General features: G+C 40.0%; 15 protein-coding genes. 7 read left to right on the forward strand and 8 right to left on the reverse strand.

The window, feature by feature from the left end; all coding sequences use genetic code 11:
* Positions 1–121 precede the first annotated feature (121 nt).
* The 3 genes from IM509_RS14850 (at position 122) to IM509_RS14860 (ending at position 1,488) form a co-directional block, all read left to right on the forward strand.
* Positions 122–469: a hypothetical protein gene (locus IM509_RS14850; RefSeq protein WP_249264958.1), complete on the forward strand. Its 348-nt coding sequence runs from the start codon at positions 122–124 to the stop codon at positions 467–469.
* A 92-nt stretch (positions 470–561) separates the two neighbouring features.
* Positions 562–753, forward strand: a complete 192-nt coding sequence (locus tag IM509_RS14855) for a hypothetical protein (RefSeq protein ID WP_002759850.1) — start codon at positions 562–564, stop codon at positions 751–753.
* Between the two features lie 267 nt (positions 754–1,020).
* A complete protein-coding gene (locus IM509_RS14860) occupies positions 1,021–1,488 on the forward strand; it encodes a hypothetical protein (RefSeq protein ID WP_002759849.1) in 468 nt (155 codons plus the stop codon).
* 29 nt (positions 1,489–1,517) lie between these two features.
* Here IM509_RS14860 and IM509_RS14865 read toward each other — a convergent pair whose 3' ends face one another.
* Both IM509_RS14865 and groL read right to left on the reverse strand, forming a co-directional pair.
* The gene (locus tag IM509_RS14865; protein WP_185236765.1) at positions 1,518–3,407 is read right to left on the reverse strand and encodes an ABC-F family ATP-binding cassette domain-containing protein; all 1,890 of its coding nucleotides are present in this window, start codon (positions 3,405–3,407) and stop codon (positions 1,518–1,520) included.
* Between the two features lie 190 nt (positions 3,408–3,597).
* Positions 3,598–5,280: a chaperonin GroEL gene (groL, locus tag IM509_RS14870; protein ID WP_185236764.1), complete on the reverse strand. Its 1,683-nt coding sequence runs from the start codon at positions 5,278–5,280 to the stop codon at positions 3,598–3,600.
* A gap of 264 nt (positions 5,281–5,544) precedes the next feature.
* Between groL and IM509_RS14875 the strand changes: the two genes are divergently transcribed.
* Positions 5,545–7,329 (forward strand): hypothetical protein, encoded by a 1,785-nt coding sequence (locus IM509_RS14875; protein ID WP_185236763.1) that lies wholly within the window; start codon positions 5,545–5,547, stop codon positions 7,327–7,329.
* A gap of 187 nt (positions 7,330–7,516) precedes the next feature.
* Here IM509_RS14875 and IM509_RS14880 read toward each other — a convergent pair whose 3' ends face one another.
* The 5 genes from IM509_RS14880 to IM509_RS14900 form a co-directional block, all read right to left on the reverse strand.
* Positions 7,517–9,541, reverse strand: coding sequence for a potassium channel family protein (locus tag IM509_RS14880; protein ID WP_185236762.1), 2,025 nt, complete (start codon positions 9,539–9,541; stop codon positions 7,517–7,519).
* A gap of 283 nt (positions 9,542–9,824) precedes the next feature.
* A complete protein-coding gene (locus IM509_RS14885; RefSeq protein WP_052275502.1) occupies positions 9,825–10,250 on the reverse strand; it encodes a hypothetical protein in 426 nt (141 codons plus the stop codon).
* Positions 10,250–11,521: an AAA family ATPase gene (locus tag IM509_RS14890; protein WP_185236761.1), complete on the reverse strand. Its 1,272-nt coding sequence runs from the start codon at positions 11,519–11,521 to the stop codon at positions 10,250–10,252. Before IM509_RS14890 ends, IM509_RS14885 begins: the two co-directional genes overlap by 1 nt.
* 225 nt (positions 11,522–11,746) lie before the next feature.
* Complete coding sequence (locus tag IM509_RS14895; RefSeq protein WP_052275500.1) at positions 11,747–12,586, reverse strand: SWIM zinc finger family protein; 840 nt, start codon at positions 12,584–12,586, stop codon at positions 11,747–11,749.
* A gap of 13 nt (positions 12,587–12,599) precedes the next feature.
* Positions 12,600–15,722: a DEAD/DEAH box helicase gene (locus IM509_RS14900; RefSeq protein ID WP_052275499.1), complete on the reverse strand. Its 3,123-nt coding sequence runs from the start codon at positions 15,720–15,722 to the stop codon at positions 12,600–12,602.
* 392 nt (positions 15,723–16,114) lie between these two features.
* Here IM509_RS14900 and IM509_RS14905 point away from each other — a divergent pair, with 392 nt between their 5' ends.
* The 3 genes from IM509_RS14905 to IM509_RS14915 all read left to right on the forward strand — a co-directional run bounded on the left by IM509_RS14905 (position 16,115) and on the right by IM509_RS14915 (position 20,430).
* A complete protein-coding gene (locus tag IM509_RS14905) occupies positions 16,115–17,557 on the forward strand; it encodes a sensor histidine kinase (protein WP_072924422.1) in 1,443 nt (480 codons plus the stop codon).
* An 89-nt stretch (positions 17,558–17,646) separates the two neighbouring features.
* The gene (locus IM509_RS14910) at positions 17,647–18,744 is read left to right on the forward strand and encodes a saccharopine dehydrogenase family protein (RefSeq protein WP_052275497.1); all 1,098 of its coding nucleotides are present in this window, start codon (positions 17,647–17,649) and stop codon (positions 18,742–18,744) included.
* Between the two features lie 3 nt (positions 18,745–18,747).
* Positions 18,748–20,430, forward strand: a complete 1,683-nt coding sequence (locus tag IM509_RS14915) for a mechanosensitive ion channel family protein (protein WP_185236760.1) — start codon at positions 18,748–18,750, stop codon at positions 20,428–20,430.
* On the opposite strand, the gene IM509_RS14920 is transcribed toward IM509_RS14915, so the two are convergent.
* Positions 20,357–20,860: a hydrogenase maturation protease gene (locus IM509_RS14920; protein WP_052275495.1), complete on the reverse strand. Its 504-nt coding sequence runs from the start codon at positions 20,858–20,860 to the stop codon at positions 20,357–20,359. The genes IM509_RS14915 and IM509_RS14920 overlap by 74 nt on opposite strands.
* Positions 20,861–20,997 lie beyond the last annotated feature (137 nt).

Below are 20,997 nucleotides of genomic sequence, written 5' to 3' on the forward strand. Positions count from 1 at the left end.
AAGCCGCACTTATAGTAAATTCTTTTGAGGAGTGTAGGAAGTCTTTTAGTATCATCATAAATAAGTAGGGTGGGTAATACCTACCTTACTTAGTAAACTGTTTGAAATCATCGACAATATGATGACTTTATCCCCTGAATTACAGTCAAGCTTAGAGAGTAAAATCAAACAATTTGAGGAGGAAAGAACCATGCCTTTAATGAGTAATATGGAGTTACGAGGAATAGAACGCGGTAAGGAAATTGGTAAAGAAATAGGCAAGGAAATTGGTAAGGAAATTGGAGCGTTACAAAAAAGCCGTGATGCCATAAAAACAGTTTTAACTGTGCGTTTTGGACAGATTTCTTCAGAAATTGAAGAGATAATCGGCAAAATCACTAACCCTACTATCTTAGAAGAGCTACTAAAATTAGCAGCTACTGCTAATTCTCTCGCAGAATTTAAGCAGTCTTTGGCAAGAATCCAATAAGAAAATCTTGCCGTAGGGTAGGCATTGTCCACCCATTCACCTTAAAACTCTTAGCCAGAAGCGGAGAACAATTAAAACTATCACCCTAATTGATGAACCAAACAACCGCCAATTATGATGAACCCTGGAAAGAAGCATTAACCGAGTATTTTGAAGCGTTTTTATGCTTCTTTTTTCCCGAAGTTAACCTAGAAAACGGGTTTCTCGGAGAAACCCGTTTTCTGGACTTTAAGACAAAAAAACGTTTCGCTGACAAACTCTATTCAGTTATCAGTTATCAGTGACTAAGTAGGTGGGTGGAATTAAATATAAGATGAACGTAGGTTGGGTTGAAGCATGAAACCCAACTCCCGCATGGGTTACGCTACCGCTAACCCATCCTACAAATAATTGTGCCTCCCTACTTAATTGGAAGCAAGTAGCAATCCCTTTGCTATAATAGGGTCTGCTGAAAAGGTTTTTCCTGGTGGCAGGGTGTGGGGTGTGGGGTTTTACCGATTTTGTTCCTACCTCACCATTAGGATAACTGCTGTAAATGAAATAACCGACTAATGAAAAAGATAATATTGACTTTATTAGCTTGGCTTTTAGTTGCTAACATGAATAGCCAAGGGGTTTTAGCAGTGACGCTCGATTTTCAATGGTTGGGAAATCAAGGCTATACAGCTAAAGGTTCTTTTAGTTATGATGAAAAAACGGCCCCGACTATCTTTTCGGAAAAAGGTTCGGGAAAAATGCGAGTTTTAGAAAATTTTCAAGTATCTTTTTATGATAACAGTGGTCAAGAGATCGCTAAATACGATAATGTCAGCCAGGGAATTTCCTCGGCTAATTATTTTCAGTTTAATTTTAATACCAAAACCGGTCAAGTTTTCGGCTCGATCGATCTGGGGGGTGAAGGGATGGGGGAAATCTATCTTCAAGGGGTGGTTAACGATAATTTGGCACTCTTGCGGGTGGAGTCGGTAGATCTGGTCATGGATGAGGATGATTCACCAGAAATTATCACTCAGTTTTAACTAAATTGATCGGGAAAATAGGGATCATCCTAGCCTAATTTTTCCGCTAATTCTAACCAGCGATCGGTTAAATTATCAATTTTTTGACTTAATTGAGCTAATTCTTCGGTCAGCGCGGTTATTTTGGTAAAATCTTCTAGGGGTTCTCCATAAAGTACCTGTTCAATTTCAGCTTTTTTTGCTTCTAAAATTGGTATTTGTTTTTCGATGTCTTCGTATTCTTTTTTCTCTTTAAAAGAGATTTTCTTATTGACGGGTGAGGGAGAAGCTTTAACAGTTTTTGGGGTGACTTTTTTTTCTTTTGGTTCCTCCTCCTCTTTTTTCTGATCGAGATAAAGGGAATAATTACCCGGATATTGACGGATATTACCCCCGGTTTCAAAGGAAAAAATAGTATCAACTACTCGATCGAGAAAATAGCGATCATGGGAAACGACAATCACACAACCGTTAAAGTCCTCTAAATATTCTTCTAAAATTGCTAAAGTCTGCACATCGAGATCATTGGTGGGTTCATCTAGGATTAAAACATTAGGTGCACTCATCAAAACTCGTAGTAAAAATAAGCGTCTTCTTTCTCCTCCAGAAAGTTTATAAATTGGTGCATACTGTTGATCGGGAGGAAAGAGAAATTTTTCTAACATCTGGGAAGCGGTAATCACGCTGCCGTCTAGGGTTTTGACTAATTCGGCCACACTTTTCAGATATTCGATCACTCTTTGATTTTCGTTGATATTGAGATCATCGGATTGTTGATCGAAGTAACCAATATGAATAGTGGAACCGATGTCAACCGTGCCTGAATCGGGGAGAGTTTTCCGGGTAATAATATCCATGAGAGTAGATTTTCCTACCCCGTTACTGCCAATAATACCGATGCGATCTTCAGGGGTAAAAATATAGGTAAAATCTTTAATTAAAGTATGATCGCCGTAAGCTTTCGAGATCTTTTCTACTTCGATAACTTTTTTGCCGATGCGTCTTCCTGCGGTGGCAATATCGACTTTTCCCTCCACCTGTTTAAATTCCTTATTACCCATTGCCTGAATGCGATCAATCCGCGCTTTTTGTTTGGTACTGCGCGCTTTTGGTCCCCGGGATAACCATTCTAATTCCCGTCGTAAAACTCCCGCGTGTTTGCGTTGACTACTGGCGATCGATTCTTCCGCTAAAGCTTTTTTTTCTAGATAATAGGCATAATTACCGGAATAAGTAGATAAATCTCCCCGATCGATTTCAATGATGCGATTAGTCACTCGATCGAGAAAATAGCGATCATGAGTAATTAATAATAATCCTCCCCGAAAACGGGACAAATAACTCTGTAACCACTCCACGGAAAGCGCGTCTAAATGGTTGGTGGGTTCATCCATCAATAAACAGTCAGGATCGGCTAAAAGTGCGGTAGCGATGGCGATTCTTTTGCGATATCCCCCCGATAAATCTCCCACGCGAGCATTAAAATTATCGATGCCCAGTTTACTTAAAATAACTTTAGCATTGGTTTCTAAATCCCAGGCGGCAAGTTTATCAATTTGTTGCGAAACCCTTGACAAACGTTCCATAATAGTATCCAGATTTTCTGGCTCATGGACAAGGCGATCGGACAATTCCTCGTATTCCTTAATTAAAGTCATGCTTTCGCCACTATCGGCGAAAACCTGCTCTAAAACCGTTTTATCGTCGTCTAGCTCCGGTTGCTGGGGTAAATAGACGATTTTCATCCCGGAATTGATTTGAATTTCGCCACCATCGATCGATTCTAAACCGGCGATCATTTTCAATAGGGTCGATTTTCCCGATCCATTCGTACCGATCAGGCCGACTTTATCGCGATCATCGAGACTAAAACTCGCATCTTTGAGAATTTCCTTGATACCGAAGTCTTTTTTGAGCGATCGAACCGTCAGCAGTGTCATGATTTCTGGGAATAATCCTTCTTTTCTAGTGTAGTGTCTGGACTAATGCAAAGGATAGATTAAGCAGGTTCTGCTGAAAAAGTTTTTCCCGAGGAAAAAAAACCTGTCCCTAATGGCGATGATAACCAGAAAAGGGACAGATTGGCTCAATGGAATGAGATTATTTTCAGGGGCCAGAGGGCATCAGGAATTACATCATACCCATGCCGCCCATGCCACCCATGCCGCCCATGCCGCCCATGCCGCCCATGCCGCCCATGCCGCCCATATCGGGGGCTGCGGCTTCTTTAACGGGTTTTTCGACCACGAGGGCTTCCGTAGTTAGGACCATACCGGCAATAGAAGCGGCGTTTTGAACGGCTGACCGCACCACTTTAGCCGGATCGATAATTCCGGCGGCGATTAAGTCTTCGTACTTGCCGGTGAGGACATTGTAACCGACGCTAAAAGCGGTATCGCGCACACCTTCCACGATCACATCGCCTTCCACACCGGCGTTATTAGCTAACTGACGCAGGGGGGCTTCTAGGGCTTTGGCGACGATATCGGCGGCGACTTTTTCCTCATCGTTAGTCAAAGAAGCTTTGAAAGCCTTCACCTTAGAGGCCAGATGAATCAAGGTTGTACCACCGCCCGGGACGATACCTTCTTCCACGGCGGCTTTGGTGGCATTGAGGGCATCTTCGATGCGGAGTTTGCGATCCTTGAGTTCGGTTTCTGTGGCCGCCCCGACTTTAATCACGGCCACACCGCCGGCTAATTTAGCGATGCGTTCCTGTAATTTTTCCTGATCGAATTCGGAATCGGTTTCTTCTAACTGTTTTTTCAGTTGGGCGAGACGTTTCTGCACATCGGCCTTATTGCGGCTGTCTCCGGAGGCGACAATAATTGTATTGTCTTTTTCTAGGGTAATTTTTGCCGCTTGCCCTAGCAGATCGAGGCTAACGGTGTCAAGACTTAAGCCCACTTCTTCGGAAATCAGACGGCCGCCGGTGAGGATGGCGATATCTTGTAAAACCGCCTTGCGACGTTCCCCAAAACTGGGGGCTTTGATAGCGACGACATTTAAGACACCCCGGGCCTTGTTGACCACTAGAGTGGCTAAGGCTTCGCCGTCCACATCTTCGGCGATAATTAATAGGGGACGACCTTGACGGGCAACGGCTTCGAGGACGGGGACTAATTCTGCGATCGCACTGATTTTTTTATCGGTAATCAGGATCAGGGGGTTGTCGTACTCGACGATCTGTCTTTCCTGATCGGTGATGAAATAGGGAGAGATATAACCGCGATCGATCTGCATCCCTTCCACTACTTCTAATTCGGTGGTTAGGGATTTCGATTCTTCCACGGTGATTACGCCATCGGTGGTGACTTTTTCCATGGCGGTGGCGATCATTTGTCCCACTTCTTCATCGTTGCCGGAAGAAACGGTGGCCACTTGAGCGATCGCATCTCCGGCGATCGGTTTAGCGACGGCGGCGATTTCTTCCACCAGATAGGCGATGGTTTTGTCTAGTCCGCGTCTTAAGGCGACGGGATTGGCCCCGGCGGTAACGTTTTTGAGACCTTCTTTAATTAAAGCCTGGGCGATGATGGTGGCGGTAGTGGTGCCATCTCCCGCTAAATCTTTGGTTTTTGCCGCTACTTCCTGAATTAATCTCGCCCCGGTGTTTTCGAGGGGATCGGACAATTCGATTTCTTTGGCGACGGTGATGCCGTCATTAACGATCTGGGGGGCGCCGTATTTCTTTTCTAACAAGACATTGCGTCCTTTCGGACCGAGGGTGATTTTTACCGCATCGGCCAAGGCGTTGACACCTCTTTCTAGGGCGCGACGGGATTCATCTTTAAAGGCAATGATTTTGGACATGGTATCGCTGTTGTGATAGGACTCCTTATAGTTAATTTAGCACTCTTAGGGCCTGAGTGCTAAGATGCGGCTGCGGTCATTGAGGAGATAACGATGTTGAGGAGATAACGATGTTATGTCCCTACGGCAGACTGAATTGAGTTAAAAAAATAAAAATTTATCAAGATTTATGAATAATTGCAGAAAATCAATGATAACTATTGTAGCATCTGGAAGCTAACCGAATTTTAGCCCATTTTCGCCTTTTTTTAGGAGAAGACAATCATGATTAATCTAAATCCTGCTATCGAACAAAAAATTGATCAATTTATTCTGGAAACCCAAAATAAATTTAGTCAGGATAAATCAGCTACCCTTGCTAGTTACCAAACAGAAGCCAAAACAATCACTCAAGAGACTAATAATTTAAGAGATGAATTTATTCAAAAACTAGGTGAATTAACTTTTTCAGACCCTTTACCTAGCAGAGAAGAATTAGAAAAACAAATACTAGCTCATACAGATCAGCTTGTGGAGACAATCAACCTTTTATCTACGGGCAAAATTTCAGAAACTCCTCTTGATACTTTAAGCCAAGAAACTGATAGTTTAGTGGCCACAATTACGATTCTATTCGATGCTAATGCTAACGATGCAAACTTGCCAGGACTTAAGCAAGAACTAATCGCTTGGCAAACAAAAATTAAAGATACTTTGGTTAAATTTTCCACCACTGTGGAATTACAAAAGAAAAATGAGTCTTTGATTGCTGAACTGAAGGAAAACTTAGACAAATATAGTTCAATTCCTGAAGTAGATGAACCCTTTGAAAAGTTAGTCAAGGAATTTAAAGATAATTTTGCACAACTACAAGTACAAGAAGAAAGTGTTTTATTTCAAACTTTAGACGATTTAATCAATGAAATTAAAGCTAGAGATGAGGGAATCAAACTAAATAAAAGAATTGATATTTTGCTGGAAAAAACCCAAGAACAAGTAGCGGGATTCCCTCAAGAATTAGACCGGGAAGTACAGGGAGAATTAGCCAAATTAATTAAAATACTAGGGATGGCACAGGTGGAACTCAAGAACATTTCCAAACCTGGTGATATCATGCAAGTAAAGTCGGTGGTAGATGCTGGAGAAATTGCGATTAAATCTTTAATAGGTAAACCTAATATTATTCTGGCACAAAAATTACGCTATGCCGCCAGAACGGGATTAAGAAAAACCCAGACAGGTTTTTGGACTCGTCTAGCCGAATTCAGAGATAATCTGTTCCATTCTTTCAAAATACCTACAAAAGTTTTAATTGGATTAGTGTTAGCTCTCCCTTTGAATTGGGGTATTATGAACTCCCTTCCAGTGAAAGATTTGCTTATGTCTTTACCTCCAATCAATACTGAGGGTAAAAGTAACCAAAATACTGAAGACAAAGACGGAAATTTTAGACTCTTGATATTGATATTGATGACAGGCACTTTAGGGGGAGCAGTTAGTCTTCTAACTCGTTTGCAAGATTTTGATAATCCCAAAAACCAAAAATATGACGATGACCTCTTGCCATTTATAATTGGTCTAACTAAGCCGATTTTAGGGGGAAGTTTTGCTTTCTTTATTCTGCTAATTCTTAACTCTAATATTTCTCCCTTAGAAATTCGGGGTGGCACTGAAGATAATCGGAATGGCATCTATTTATATGGACTTTTAACAATGGCTTTTGTGGCTGGATTTAGCGAACGTCTTATTCCCGATTTAATTAATCAAGTGGAGAAAAAAGTAACTGTAGAGGCTAGTTCCACTGGACAGGGACTACCTCCAACGATTCTGATCGCTCCCTCTAGCGCAACTTTAGCATTAAATGGAATCCAAGAATTTATCATTAATCCCGTTGGTAACTACACCATCACAATCTCACCGCCAGACAGCGGTAAAATTGATAAAAATACCACTGATGCCAAATTTACCTACACTGCACCTGCACAAGGAAATAATGGGGATAAAATTACTATTACTGCTACTTCTGATTCTGGACAAACTGCCAAGGCTACGGTCACTTTAACTGCATAAAAAAAGACCAAGAGAGCCTTCTAGTTTGATAAAAAAGGATAAGTAGGTAGGTGTTAAAAGTTGTCAGACACCCCCCTTATTAAGTAGGGCAGGGGGGATCCCCCCGCCTATCGGCACCCCCCTTAATAAGGGGGGGCAGAGGCAAAATCTATCTTCAATTTAATTATAACTACTTACTTAACTCCGATTAACTCGATTTCGGGTTAATGGGAATAGCCAGCGCTTGAACTTGAATTTTTTTTAACTCGGAAACTAATCGAATCGCCTGCTGTTCGTAGAGGGGGGCGCCCAGGGTTGCTGGCAAATTTTCCATGAGATCGCTGGCGGTTTTCAGGGGACAATTAGAAAAACGACTGATTACGGTGGGTGCTTCTGCGGCAATATTGCGATTAAAGGCTTTTTCCACCCGCACGCGCCAAGTTTTGGGAGTGCGACGACCCTGTTCCACCCGTCGCAGTCCGTTGATGGTGGCCAGCACCACAATGCGATCGCCGATGCGTAAATTGAGATAATCTTCGGGCATTAATTTCGTGGTTTCCCGTTCTCGTTGGTGTAGGATCGGCACGACTCGATAACCGTAGGCAATATCTCCGATCGAGCTACCATTGAGAGTATCTCCAGCTTCGATCTCGTATTCCGTCACCAGAATCGTTTTTTGCGCCCAACGGAACAGATAGATGATATTTTCTCCGAAAGCCGCTCCCGTAAAGGCTTCTGCCGCCACGGTGTTGGTTCCTAAAATGTGAGAGCGGGGCAGAATTTGACTTAATTGTTGACTAAGGTTGTCGTCGGTGGTGCGGATGACTAAGTAGCTTTGGGGGTTGAGTTTGCGGGTGGTTAGGGCCACTTCTAAATTGAGGATTTCGTCATCGGTAACAATCGCTATACTTTTGGCCCTATCTAAATTGACATTTTTTAAAGATTCTTCGATATTTCCCGTCATCAGGGGCATTTTTGGCAGGATAGTCGCATCAAAATCCCTATTTAAGCTGACCCCGACGATCGCCTGTTGCATTTCTAGTAATAAATTAGCCACTTCTTTGCCGACTCGACCTAAGCCGACAATAACGATATGATTCTGTTGGGGAACTGGGGGACGGTTAGGGATAAATTGAAATCTTGATGATAATAAAGTTTCTGTCAAAATAGCGTAGAGAACCCCGATAAAAGCGGTTCCAGCTAAGGTTAAAAAGAGACTAAATAGCTGCATCCACCAGGGGACTGCATTTAAATCTTCGGGGTTAGAGGCACCGAAAACATCACCGTAACCACCTAATAAAAGAATCGCCGTTCCTGAAAGAGCGGAAATAAAGGAAGCTCTCGGGGCGTAGAGATGGAAAAGAAAAGTCCCGATCATTACTAGCAGGATAATGATAAATACTGACAGGAAAGCCACCCGGTGAATTTGCTGCTGAAAACTCAATTGCCAGAATTGTTGGGTTTCTTTGCCTAATTTTTGCCAAAAATGCCGCAACTTCTGGCGAGAATTTGACGGTTTCTGGCGGGTAGCATCGATATTTTGATAGGTAGTTTCGATGGTGGTAATGGTATCACCGGCCCGGATAGTGGTGGTGGGGGACCATTGATAAAATCCGGCCCTTAAAGGTTCATCGGGGGCTGTGTGTGCTAACAGACGACGGGTGGGGGTATTTAAATCACCTAAAAAGCGATCGAGTAAACCATCTTCGGGACTAATTTGTCTCTGGATAATCCGCAATTTCTGACCGTCGAGATGCAAAAAACCGAGGGTTTCTGTGCCTAATGTGGCTAAAGCAAAGGCATTGGCGGGTAGTTGGGTAGGTTCATAGGCGATAAAATTGCCTAAACGTTCCTTAAGTAGCTGATTGAGATTATCTTTAGAAGAACGCACCACTAAGCGGGTATGGGGATTTAATTGCCGAATAATTAGGGCAGTGGTGGCATTAATTCGCTCATCACTGGTGACAATTAAAGCAGCCCGACAGCGATCGATTCCCGCTCTTGCTAAAATGTTTTTTTGACGACAATCACCGATAATTATTTCCTCTAATAAATCGGGAAAATCATTAATTTCCCAACTGGGAGGCTGTATTAGTTCGATACCGACAACGCTAACCCCAAACTCTTTTAAAGATTTGACGCAGTGTTGTCCGAGACTACCCAATCCACAAACTAAAAAGCGATCGGCTAACTTGACATTCCCATGGACAAAGCTGAGAGATTCTTGGTTCATAGATTCTGCTTGTCTTAAAAAATAGAATGCTTTTTCAAACTTCTGATCCCCCTTTAATCCCACTTTAATCTACCCTTAATTTTTTTTTAACCAAGGGGGTATTAGACGATTTTAAACACCTACCTAATTATAACATACCAGCGTTTTTATTGCGTACCCGTTGATACATTTCTTCCATATTTAATTGGGAGGCAACGAAGTAATAAACTTCAGCAATATGTTTACAGGGATTTTGTCAATCGGGACAGGAATAATTAGTTCAGCTTTTTTCTGAGGGAAAAACCTAAATAGTGATTTCAGCTTTCATCGACCTGACTTTTAAACTAACTTCGGGATGAGATTGCTTTAATCTCGCCTGATAAACCTGAACATTGGTTCCAGCTTTTGGTACTCTAGAAGCCACAATATAGCATTCTTTTTTAGATTTTTTATGTCTTTCTTGTAAGTAAGAATGATTTAGAGTTGACAATAATTGATCATAAGCTTGTTCAATATTTTTACCCTTGAGTTCAATATAAAGAGCCAAGCTACAGGGATAATCAATTTCTAACAGCCAGTCGCATCTTTTTCCCTCGATGATTAAACAATTATCTATTTTTATCTTAGTAACTAATTTCTGACTATTATTGTTGACGATGAATTCTTTACCATTTTCTTTAACTTTGACTATTTTATTAGTATTGCATTCAGAACAGTGACTAATATCCATTATTGTTGAGCCTTTCTTTCTAAGATTTCTTCAAACTCTTGACTAAGTTCATCGGAGACAGCATCGAGGTTATTGATACCAATCAAGTTCACCTCTGTATCTAAGATACTTTGAGTTTGTCCGTTGCTAATTGTGTAGGCTGACACATCTTGAAATTGAATAGTATTTTTATAACCTAAAGATTTTTCCGCTTTGACAGGCTCAACGTTAGCCGCCATGATTTTATTATTCAAAGCTGTGAGAATGTAGGGACTATGGGTAGTGAGAAAGAAACGACAATTTTTATTAGCATAAAGTAAGGTAAATAGTTCTACCATATCTCTTTGAGCGGAGGGAAAAAGATGGGTTTCGGGTTCCTCAATAAAGAATTGATTAGATTCGTGAGTGGCAAAAAAGGGGAAAACTAAGAGAATTAATAACATTGGTAAGGCTTCTTGTTGTCCGCTTGAAGCATCAATTAGGTTGATCTTTCTCCCATCGGCATGATAAAGCCAATCTTGATCTTTCTCGCGCGCATAGCTGCCTGATAGAATCTTTTCGCTAATTAATTTAATTTGATCATAAAGTTTTTTATCATCTTTTTTATCTTGGAATAAACTTTCTGATTCATTAATTATTCTGTATAGGCGTTGAGCATTTTCATAATTAGAGCCAAAGTTGATAATCAGAGGATCAAGATCAAAATTATTAGCTAAAAAGGTAAAAATATTATTGGTAAAGTATTTAACAAACAGAGTGCGACTAGCTGGGACAAATAAAATCTTTGTAGAAAAAATTTTTTCATTGCCTTGAAAAAAATCAGCAATATTTTTGACCACACAATCATTCATATATGAATAAATATCTTGAGTGACTTTGTTATTGCTTTTGGCAATTTTACTCACTTGTCTAATTGTTGTATTGTAAAACTTTTTAAAATTATCTGAATAGGTAAATTGTAGTTTAAAATAGCCAGATTTGTCCTTATATCTTTCAATCAAAAAGTTCATGTCATCCAAACGATAAACTATTTTGAATACTTGCTCTTTCCATGCGTATTTAGGAAATAATTCCTCAAATCGCTTCTGTATGTGCCTTTTGAGTTCTTGCTGATCTTGAAGATTAGTGACTAATAATTTAACTTGATAAAACAAAAATGTTTCAAATAAAAAAACTAATTTAGCAATAATACTTTTACCAGTGGACTGTTCACCGATGATAACATTAATTTCTTTTATCTCTATTTCCGCATACTTAATAATCAGAAAATTTTCAATAATTAAGGATTCCATTGTATGTCTCTTATGTCCAGTCTCATAACAATACTAGCAGGTTAGGGGTAGATTTTCAATTACTGTCAGTTGTTAACCTGTTTATTCTAATCTACCCTCCTATGGATAGATACCTAAGTCAAAAAGTCAGCAATTTAGCTACAGCGTTTCTCATCAAGATAAAGTGTAACCTAATTTTGCATCGGGACTGACTCCTGACTCCCCAAAAGGAAAACTTATATTTTTTTAAAGTATCCCTGCATTTTTATTGCGTACCCGTTGATACATTTCTTCCATTACCTCGATAAAGGAAGTATCCTTATCCCAAAATGCAGGATAATCACCAGCTTTTTTAATGACAATTGCGGGAATAGTTGCGGATTTAACTAACTGAGGATTTTCTGGTAAACGGTGATGGGAGTGCCAAAATTCTTTGAGATCAATTATTTCTGATGCTGGTATAGTTTCGGGTTTAGTGTGATAGGAAGTGACAGGGTTAAGAGGAATTTTTTCCTCTTGGATAGAGGAGGAAAGCAGCTTACCGAGGGGAGTTTTTGCTAACTCTTGCAGTAATTTTTGACGAGAGATACCGCGTAATTCAAATAAGAGGAAAGGATCCTGATCTAATTGGGAAGCAACGAGGTAATAAACTCCAGCAATATGTTTACAGGGATTTTCCCAATCGGGACAGGAACAATTGGTGATAAAATCCTTTTGACTGTGGGGTAATAAGTGCAGATTCAGATCGCTAAATGCTTCATCAATATTATCGGGAACTTCTTTGAGCAGCAGTTTAGAGATCATACTCGCTCTTGAACCAAGATTATATAAAGCTTGTGACCACTCTGCTTTAGTAATTGGTTTAATCTCGATACTCACCTTATACAAAGGTTCTTTGTAAACTCCAAAGTAGGGATTAATGGAACCTCGCACCTGAGCAGTAATTAAATTACCGTCAATTTCGTAATTCTTGACTTTATCATTTTTAGCGTAGGAACGTCCTCGACTCAAGCGCGCTGAGTCGGTAAATTCCTCTAATGCTTCTATAAAGCGTTGTCCCCACCAAGTTTTACTAAATTTATTCATAGGTTTACCTCGATTAAATAATTGTCTGTTTATTCAATGCGATTAACTGACGAAAACTTTCGTTATCTAATTCCGTTAACCAGGATTCATCATTACTAACAATAGCATTAGCTACCTTTTTCTTTTCCTCGATCATTTCATCAATTCTTTCCTCTAAGGTTCCCAAAGTAACAAATTTATGCACGAAAACATTTTTTTGTTGACCAATTCTAAAAGCGCGATCGGTTGCTTGATTTTCCACCGCAGGATTCCACCAACGATCAAAATGAAAAACATGATTTGCTTTGGTTAAAGTAATCCCCACTCCCCCAGCTTTTAGGGATAAAATAAATACGGAAGGTTCTGTTTCGGGATGTTGAAATTCTTCGATCATTTGTTCTCGTTTTGGTTGAGAAGTCCCCCCGTGAAGATAATAAGTATTATAGCGAAAAGTTTGTTTGAGGTACTTTTGTAAGGAGTCACCGATTTCGGTAAATTGAGTGAAAATTAGCAGACTATCTCCCTCTAAAATTACTTCTTCTAGCATTTCTCCCAAACGCTCTAACTTATGCGATCGCTCAGGAGTAAAAGCGCTGTTATCCTGTAGAAATTGACGGGGATGATTACAAATTTGTTTCAAGCGCATCAGGGTAGATAAAATTAATCCCTTGCGTTTTATTCCCTCTGCTTCTTCTAATTGTTTTTCCACTTCTTTGATAACAACTTCGTAGAGAGAAGCTTGTTCTTTAGTTAAATTACAATACTGTTTGTTTTCCACTTTATCAGGCAAATCTTTAATTATCTGCTTATCGGTTTTTACCCGACGCAGAATAAAAGGTTCCACTAATTTTTTGAGAACCGTGGACTGGAGACGATCATTTTGTTTTTGGATTGGCACTTCAAAAGCTTTACGAAATTGAGTTTCTTTGCCTAAATAACCGGGGTTAAGGAAGTTAAAAATTGACCATAAATCAAGCAGTCTATTTTCCACAGGAGTTCCCGTTAATGCGAGACGATGTTGTGCAGATAAACTCAAGATTGCTTTAGTTTGTGCTGCTTTAGGATTTTTGATATTTTGTGCTTCATCAATTACCAAACGTTGCCAAGATTGCGAGTTAAATAATTTCAAATCCTTGCGAACTAAGGTAAAAGAAGTAATGACGATATCCTTTTGACTAGCTACTGTCTGAAATTCGTTCTCATCTTGATAGCGCTTACTACCATGGTGAATTAAAACCTGAAGATGGGGGGCAAATTTTTCAATTTCTTTTGCCCAATTTCCCACCACAGAAGTGGGTGCAACTAGCAGAGTTGGCAAAACATTATTATCTCCCTCTCTTTCCCCAATCAATCTAGCAATTACCTGTAGGGTTTTTCCCAGTCCCATATCGTCAGCAAGACAACCATTTAACCCCAATTGTTCTAGGTATTGAATCCAGGCAACCCCCCGCTTTTGGTACTCCCGCAGCGTTCCCTGTAATTGGGGAGGATTTTCGATCGGTTCTAGTTGACTAGGATTTTGTAATTTCTCTAGCATAGAACCTAAAAAATCATCGGTTTCAACAATAATTTCTTCTGGGTATTCGGCAGCTTTTTTCATTAATTCAATCAGATTCATCTCAGGATTTTCCTGCTGATATTTCTGCCAAAAATCCAGCATTTGCTGCATTTTATTTTGTTCTAATTCTACCCATTGACCTCGAAATTTAACTAGGGGTGTTTTGGTGTTAATTAATTGTTGCCATTCCTCTTGACTAATAGTTTCTTCACCGATGGCTAATTCATATTGATATTCAATGATGTTTTCGAGGCTAAAAATCCCTTTACTAACGGGGGTAGATTTGCCCGATTTAGAAGTAGTTTTTAGCCGAACTTTGGCGCGCTGACGACCTTGGGGAGTCCACCAAGCGGGAATAATCACTTTATATCCCGCATCTTCTAAAATCCAAGCAGTTTCTTTTAAGAAAGTAAAAGCTTCTGTAAGGTTTAGAGAAAATCCCGTCGGTTTATCCGTTTCTAATCCTTGCCAAATGGTGGGATAAATACGGGCAGCATAACCCAAACTTAGTAAAATATTTTTGTCTAAATCTTGACCAAAATGCGCTTGTATGCTTGTTCTAGTATCGGGGACTGCATACCAATATTCGTCTAATTCTAATCGCAGGGAGGGGTCTTGTTTAGAGATGAGGATAAAGGTAATTTGCCACTGTTCAATATTATCTTCTGGCGCTTCCGTTAGTTTAAAACCAAGGCTAAAACTAGATATATTTTGGTCTCCTAGTAATTGCTGTCTCCAAGTTTGCCACTGTTGATATTTTTCTAAGGCAGCGGCAGTTTGCAGAAATCCAGCAGCTTTAGTCACAGAGAGGCAGTCACCTATAATTGTCTCGCCAATTTTTTTATCAAAACTGGCAGGAATTGCCGTATTAGTGACAATTTCATTGAGGAGACATTCGGAGAAGTGCCGGAGTAGGGTTTTGGGATCGTATAATTGTGGTGAAGCATGGGGATTTTCAGCACCAGCAAGACAAATGCGGGGAAGATATTCGAGATAGTGATCGAGATTGGTTTCGTAGGTTGCTGATATAATTTCCCAAAGAGGGTAGATGGCAAAGTTAGCGGTTTTCTGGTTATTTGTAGCTAATTCTCGATATTTAAAGGCAGGAATATAGTTATCTTTGAGAATTATTTCTTTAAAAGCTTGACTGTAGTGATACCAAAAAAGTAAATCTGCACCTAACTGAATCTCTGAGGAGTTGTAAAGACAGATAAAGTGCAGATCATTGAGCAGTTTAAGTACAGGATTAAGGGGATAACAATCAATTTGCCAAGATTGCCATTGGCTATTTTCTGGGGGTTCTTTTTCTAGATAACGCAGTAATTCTAAGGAAGGTAAAGGTTGATTATCCTGGCTAGGTAAAAGAAAGTAGCGGGGGACAAATTGCCGACTAAGAGGATTATAATTCGATTGAACTATTCCTAACTCTCCGGTAAGGAAGCTAGTTAATTCTTCTTTGCTTAACTGAAAAGGATGATAATTATCGGCAGTGGTGCGACTCTTTTTCGGGGTGCTAGTTTCTCCCCAAAGATAAAAGCTACCCTTCTGAATAAATTCGTCCGTTGATTGAGGAATCCAAGTACCGTGAAGAATTTTCATGGTTTTTAATGAGTACAAAAGAACTTAAATGAGGGCAACATTTAGCCTCTAGAAAAATTGTAGCGATTATGGGAGGATTCTCCACACTTTCCTATTCTTATCCCTTTGGGAGCCCAAAAGTTCTCTGGATCAGAGAAAAATATGATCAGCAAACTGAAAACTCACATCTGATAACTGATACAGCCTTTCTGATCATCCTCGATGAAGTGTAACCTAATTTGCTATCGACTACCGACTCCCCAAAAGTAAAACTTTGTACCTCACCATTAAGATAACTGTTATCAAAACGCGGATATCACTGCCAATAGAGTTCGGTTTTACCGTTATGGGATGAGCATTGACGGGGGTACTATTCTAGTTAAGGAATTTGTATCTAGTCAGTGATGAAGACGATGTTAAAGGGGTCTTTACCGAAATTAAGCGATATTTTCCCGCCGACTGACCATCAGGACCGGGAAACTTTCACCCCCAATGCTTTTTATCCTAATTTATCAGAATGGCTCAAGCGATCGCATCTAAAAGCGGAAAGTGAATGGTTCGCAGCGATCGCCGCTTTAGAAAATATCTTATTACAAAACCAAAATAATGCTGCCGCCGGTCGGGGTTTAATTCTCTCCGGTCCGACGGCTTTAGTCAGAGAAAGCAAGGCTTTAACGGGTTTTAAATTCGGTGTTTTCACCGTTAAAGCTTTAAAACATTTACCATGGCTGGGTTTGCAATTGCCTTCTCAGGAAAAATCCGCCGCCGATATTTCCCCGACAGAGATTCATGAATTGCCTCTCTTGCCAACGGATCCGATTGCTAATGAAAGATTTTGTCTGGTTTTTAGCGAAAGTTTCGCTCTTTTGCTGGTTTTAGGCGAAGATCAGTGGGGTTTATCCTCTTTTCAATTTTCCTTTGATCCCGTCCTCACTCAGCAAGCTTGGCAGCAGTTGCGGCAACGATTAGTTAATCTGCGTTATCCGCAAATCGAGACTTTAGAGGCAATTATCGAGGCTAATGGCAGTCCCTCGCCAGATTATCGTCTAGTTAGCCAATTTAGTCGCCAATTACTGCAAAATTTACCCGACCAGTCTAACTTAGACCTGAAAAAAACGAAATCGCCTATCAATGCCGAAATCACTCCGCCAAAGGAAGATAATTCTAATTTAGAATCGGGTTGTGATTTGGAATTATTGCGCGCTTTAACCCACGAAATTCGCACCCCTTTAACCACCATTCGCACCATTACCAGATTATTGTTAAAACGGGCAAAAGTAACGGAAGATGTGCAGAAATATTTAGAAACAATCGATTTAGAATGTAGTGAACAAATTCAGCGCATGGAATTAATTTTCCGAGCCGCAGAATTGGGTATTAATCCTCTGGGGGATAAACCGATTCAATTAATTCCAATTGCTCTAGAAAAAGTCTTTCAAGATAGTATTCCCCGGTGGCAAAAACAAGCTAAAAGGCGCAATGTCAATTTAGAAGTTAATGTACCGAAAAAATTGCCTTCGGTAATTAGTGATCCGAATTTATTGGATCAAATGTTAAATGGAGTCGTGGAAAAATGTACTCGCAGTATGGCTAGTGGTGGCCTGTTGCAAGTACATATATCAACGGCAGGAAATCAATTAAAAATGCAGTTTCAAACTCAAATAAAATCACCTAATCTTACCCTCAAAGCTTTGGGAAAAGTCCTAATGTTTCAACCAGAAACCGGTAGTTTAAGTCTGAATATGAAGGTAACTAAAAACCTTTTTCAAGCTTTGGGAGGTAAATTTATTGTGCGTGAAAAACCCGAAGAAGGTGAGATTTTAACCATTTTCTTGCCCCTCGGACGCATTAAATAAGTTGGGATTATTCTAAAATTTGCATCTTGGAAAATAGGGAAACTTGCCAAGAGGATGCTATACTAGGGCAAACATTATTAATAGTTGCCATGGAAAAAACTGTTTTAATTTTAGGTGGCACTGGTCGCATTGGTCAAAGTGTCGCCCTAGATATTATTAATCATACTGCAGCTAAAATTATTATCACAGGACGCAAGGAAAAAGCGATTAAATTACTGCCAAGAATGCAGTTTTTGGCTTTAGATTTAGAAGAAATAGACAAGCTTAGACAGGCAATTAAAAAGAGTGATTTAGTTATTCATTGTGCTGGTCCCTTTCATTATCGCGATGGCAGGGTAGTAAAAATTTGCATCGAAGAAAAAGTCAATTATATTGATGTTAGTGATCATCGTTCTTTTTATCAAAAGTTAATCCCCTATCGAGAATTAGCGATAAAAGCGGGAATAACTGCCGTGGTTAATACGGGAATTTTCCCCGGTATTTCTAATAGTATAGTGCGAGAGGGAGTCGAACAGTTAGATAGGGTAGAAACGATCCGTTTAAATTATGCCGTAGCCGGTTCAGGAGGTGCGGGATTAACTGTGATGCGGACAACTTTTCTCGGTTTAAAAAAGCCTTTTTTAGCTTGGATTGAGGGAAAATGGCAAGAGATTGAACCCTATACTGCTAGAGAAGTAATTGACTTTCCCGCTCCTTTGGGTAAAACTGGTGTTTATTGGTTTGATATGCCAGAAACCTATACTTTTGCTGAATCTTTTCCAGTGCAAAATGTGATCACAAAATTTGGTTCTATTCCCGATTTTTATAATCATTTAACTTGGATTACTGCCCATATTTTTCCCGATGCTTGGGTAGAAAGTTCTCGGGGAATCGAGTTTTTTTCCCAAGTTAGTTATCGCATGACAGAAGTAACCGATAAATTTTCGGGAATTGGGGTAGCAATGTTAGCAAAAGTCGCCGGATGGCAAGGGCAGCAAAAAGCAGTTTATCAAGCAACTATGGTTCACGAGAACACTGCTCAAGCAGCTGGCTGGGGAACTGGCAGCGTGGCAGAATTAATCTTAGGGGCAAAACTCCAAAAAGCCGGGATTTATCCCGTGGAACAGGTGTTATCCACAGAACTATTCCATGCTACGATGAAAAAAAGAGGTATTAAACTCGATCGCTCCTGTGCAATTGTGGCTTAGAAGATGAAAAAAATCTGGCGTTACCTAGGGCTGTTTTGTTTAGTTTTGTTACTGACTTTATCCCCCATCCTCATGATAGCAGCCCAGAATAATCCTGCTAAACAAGGACAGGAAACACCCCTGGAAACTTTGGGAGAAGTTTTTCCCGTCATGCTTGATAATCAAGAACTTTTTACGATTCGGCAGGGAATAGGTTCTTTTTCAGCGCAAGAAAGAGCGAAATCGATTACAGCTAGAATTGAAAAAATTGCCGATGACGATGCTCTTTCTCCTGAAGATTTAACCATAAAAATCGATCCTGAAGACAAAAACCCTTCGATTATTTTGGGAGATACGGTTATTGCTACTATTACTTCTAAAGATGCCAAATTACACGCGGTAAGTCAAGAAGTATTGGCCGAACGAGCTTTAGCAAAGATTAAAGCGGCCATTGTCCGTTATCGTCAAGAACGTCAACCAGATAACCTCTTAAAAGATGCAGTTTTGACGGTAAGTGCTACCCTGTCCACGGTCTTAATTTTCTGGGTGATGATTTTTATATCTTCGCGGGGTTTTCCCCAGATTCAGAGATTAATCACCTCCCTAGTTCCTGGGGTCGGATTCCAAAATTTTGAGATTATTAGTTCTAGGACAATAGGAATTTTTTCCCTAAGAATTTTGCAATTTATCCGCACTCTAATTATTTTAACTATTCTCTATTTTTATTTAACTTTTGTCCTTCGTCTTTTTCCCTGGACTAGAAAATTTGGTGATGGTTTTCTGCAATACTTTTTTCGTGCTTTGGAAGTTTTTTCCCAAGAGATAGCAAAATATTTACCCAATATTTTTATTATACTGCTAATTGTTTTTATAACTCACTATCTGTTGAGAGCGATTAAACCATTTTTCACCGCCTTGGCAAGAGAAAATTTAGTAATCCATGGTTTCTATCCCGATTGGGCAAACCCAACCTATAATTTACTGTCACTGCTGATAATTGCCTTAGCTATAGTCATCGCTTTTCCCTATCTACCCGGATTTAATTCTCCTGCTTTTCAGGGGGTGTCGGTATTTTTAGGGGTGCTATTTTCCTTGGGTTCCACCTCTGCTATCGCTAACGTGGTAGGAGGAATTATCCTCATCTATACCCGCTCTTTTCAACTAGGAGATAAAATTTCTATTGGTGATGTTATTGGAGATGTGATTGAAAAAGGATTATTAGTCACCCGTATTCGCACACCGGCTAATAGAATTATCACGATTCCTAATTCATCGCTGTTAAACACCAATGTGATTAACTTTAGTGTCTCTCAAAGGGAATTCAAACAGCCTTTAATTTTGCAAACCACAGTCACTCTCGGTTATGATTTACCTTGGCGTAAGGTTCACGCAACTCTGAAAGAAGCAGCCTTAGCCACCCAATTTATTGTCTCAGAACCTGCTCCTTTTGTCTTGCAAACCAGTCTCGATGATTTTTATGTCAGCTATCAGCTAAATGCCTACACCGATCATCCTAACAAAATGGTGTATATTTATTCTGAATTACACCAAAATATTCAGGATAAATGTAACGAAGTCGGTATCGAAATTATGTCTCCTCACTACAAGGCTCTCCGGGATGGCAATCACAGCACTATTCCTGAAAATTATCTGCCGGAAGATTATCAAAGTCCTGCTTTTGGTATTCAGTCAAATCCTCAGAAGTAATAATTTTCCTAATAGCTTTAATCGCATTTGTCAAGCCCTTTTGAGTTATTGTTGATAATTCTTCACCAAATTCACAGTTAATAGCAGGAATAAATATTCCCCAGGCCCTGGGAGTTTGTTGATAAATTGCTTGAGTTAATGCTAATAAAGAAGCGGGACTTTCTGCATGACCGAAATTATTCCATTCGGTAACTGCCGCTAATTTTTCTATCCGGATATCGGTTTGACTAGATAATACTGCATCAACAAAAATAACTAGGGAAGCATCAGCTATATCGGCTGCTAACTCAGGAGTCAATTGATGGGTAGCGATAACTTGCACATGAGGCCAATTCTCCCCGGCAATAATTTCGGCTATTCTCACTCCCACTCCGTCATCATTTCTTAAAGTATTACCGTAGCCGATGAGCAGTATTTTAAAATTATTCATGGTTATAGCAGTTATCTTAATGATGAGGTACAAAGTGGAATTAAATATAAGATGAACGTAGGTTGGGTTGAAGCATGAAACCCAACGTCCGCTCATGTTACGCTACCGCTAACCCATCCTACAAATAATTGTGCCTC

The organism is Microcystis sp. M31BS1, from assembly GCF_020245285.1.
Lineage (GTDB): Bacteria > Cyanobacteriota > Cyanobacteriia > Cyanobacteriales > Microcystaceae > Microcystis > Microcystis panniformis.

Excerpts from the sequence above, each read along its gene's own strand:
- groL (WP_185236764.1), bottom strand. The coding sequence starts at position 5,280 with ATGTCCAAAATCATTGCCTTTAAAGATGAATCCCGTCGCGCCCTAGAA.
- IM509_RS14850 (WP_249264958.1), top strand. The coding sequence starts at position 122 with ATGACTTTATCCCCTGAATTACAGTCAAGCTTAGAGAGTAAAATCAAA.
- IM509_RS14875 (WP_185236763.1), top strand. The coding sequence starts at position 5,545 with ATGATTAATCTAAATCCTGCTATCGAACAAAAAATTGATCAATTTATT.
- IM509_RS14920 (WP_052275495.1), bottom strand. The coding sequence starts at position 20,860 with ATGAATAATTTTAAAATACTGCTCATCGGCTACGGTAATACTTTAAGA.
- IM509_RS14855 (WP_002759850.1), top strand. The coding sequence starts at position 562 with ATGAACCAAACAACCGCCAATTATGATGAACCCTGGAAAGAAGCATTA.
- IM509_RS14890 (WP_185236761.1), bottom strand. The coding sequence starts at position 11,521 with ATGGAATCCTTAATTATTGAAAATTTTCTGATTATTAAGTATGCGGAA.
- IM509_RS14900 (WP_052275499.1), bottom strand. The coding sequence starts at position 15,722 with ATGAAAATTCTTCACGGTACTTGGATTCCTCAATCAACGGACGAATTT.
- IM509_RS14865 (WP_185236765.1), bottom strand. The coding sequence starts at position 3,407 with ATGACACTGCTGACGGTTCGATCGCTCAAAAAAGACTTCGGTATCAAG.
- IM509_RS14880 (WP_185236762.1), bottom strand. The coding sequence starts at position 9,541 with ATGAACCAAGAATCTCTCAGCTTTGTCCATGGGAATGTCAAGTTAGCC.
- IM509_RS14910 (WP_052275497.1), top strand. The coding sequence starts at position 17,647 with ATGGAAAAAACTGTTTTAATTTTAGGTGGCACTGGTCGCATTGGTCAA.
- IM509_RS14860 (WP_002759849.1), top strand. The coding sequence starts at position 1,021 with ATGAAAAAGATAATATTGACTTTATTAGCTTGGCTTTTAGTTGCTAAC.
- IM509_RS14915 (WP_185236760.1), top strand. The coding sequence starts at position 18,748 with ATGAAAAAAATCTGGCGTTACCTAGGGCTGTTTTGTTTAGTTTTGTTA.
- IM509_RS14905 (WP_072924422.1), top strand. The coding sequence starts at position 16,115 with ATGTTAAAGGGGTCTTTACCGAAATTAAGCGATATTTTCCCGCCGACT.
- IM509_RS14885 (WP_052275502.1), bottom strand. The coding sequence starts at position 10,250 with ATGGATATTAGTCACTGTTCTGAATGCAATACTAATAAAATAGTCAAA.
- IM509_RS14895 (WP_052275500.1), bottom strand. The coding sequence starts at position 12,586 with ATGAATAAATTTAGTAAAACTTGGTGGGGACAACGCTTTATAGAAGCA.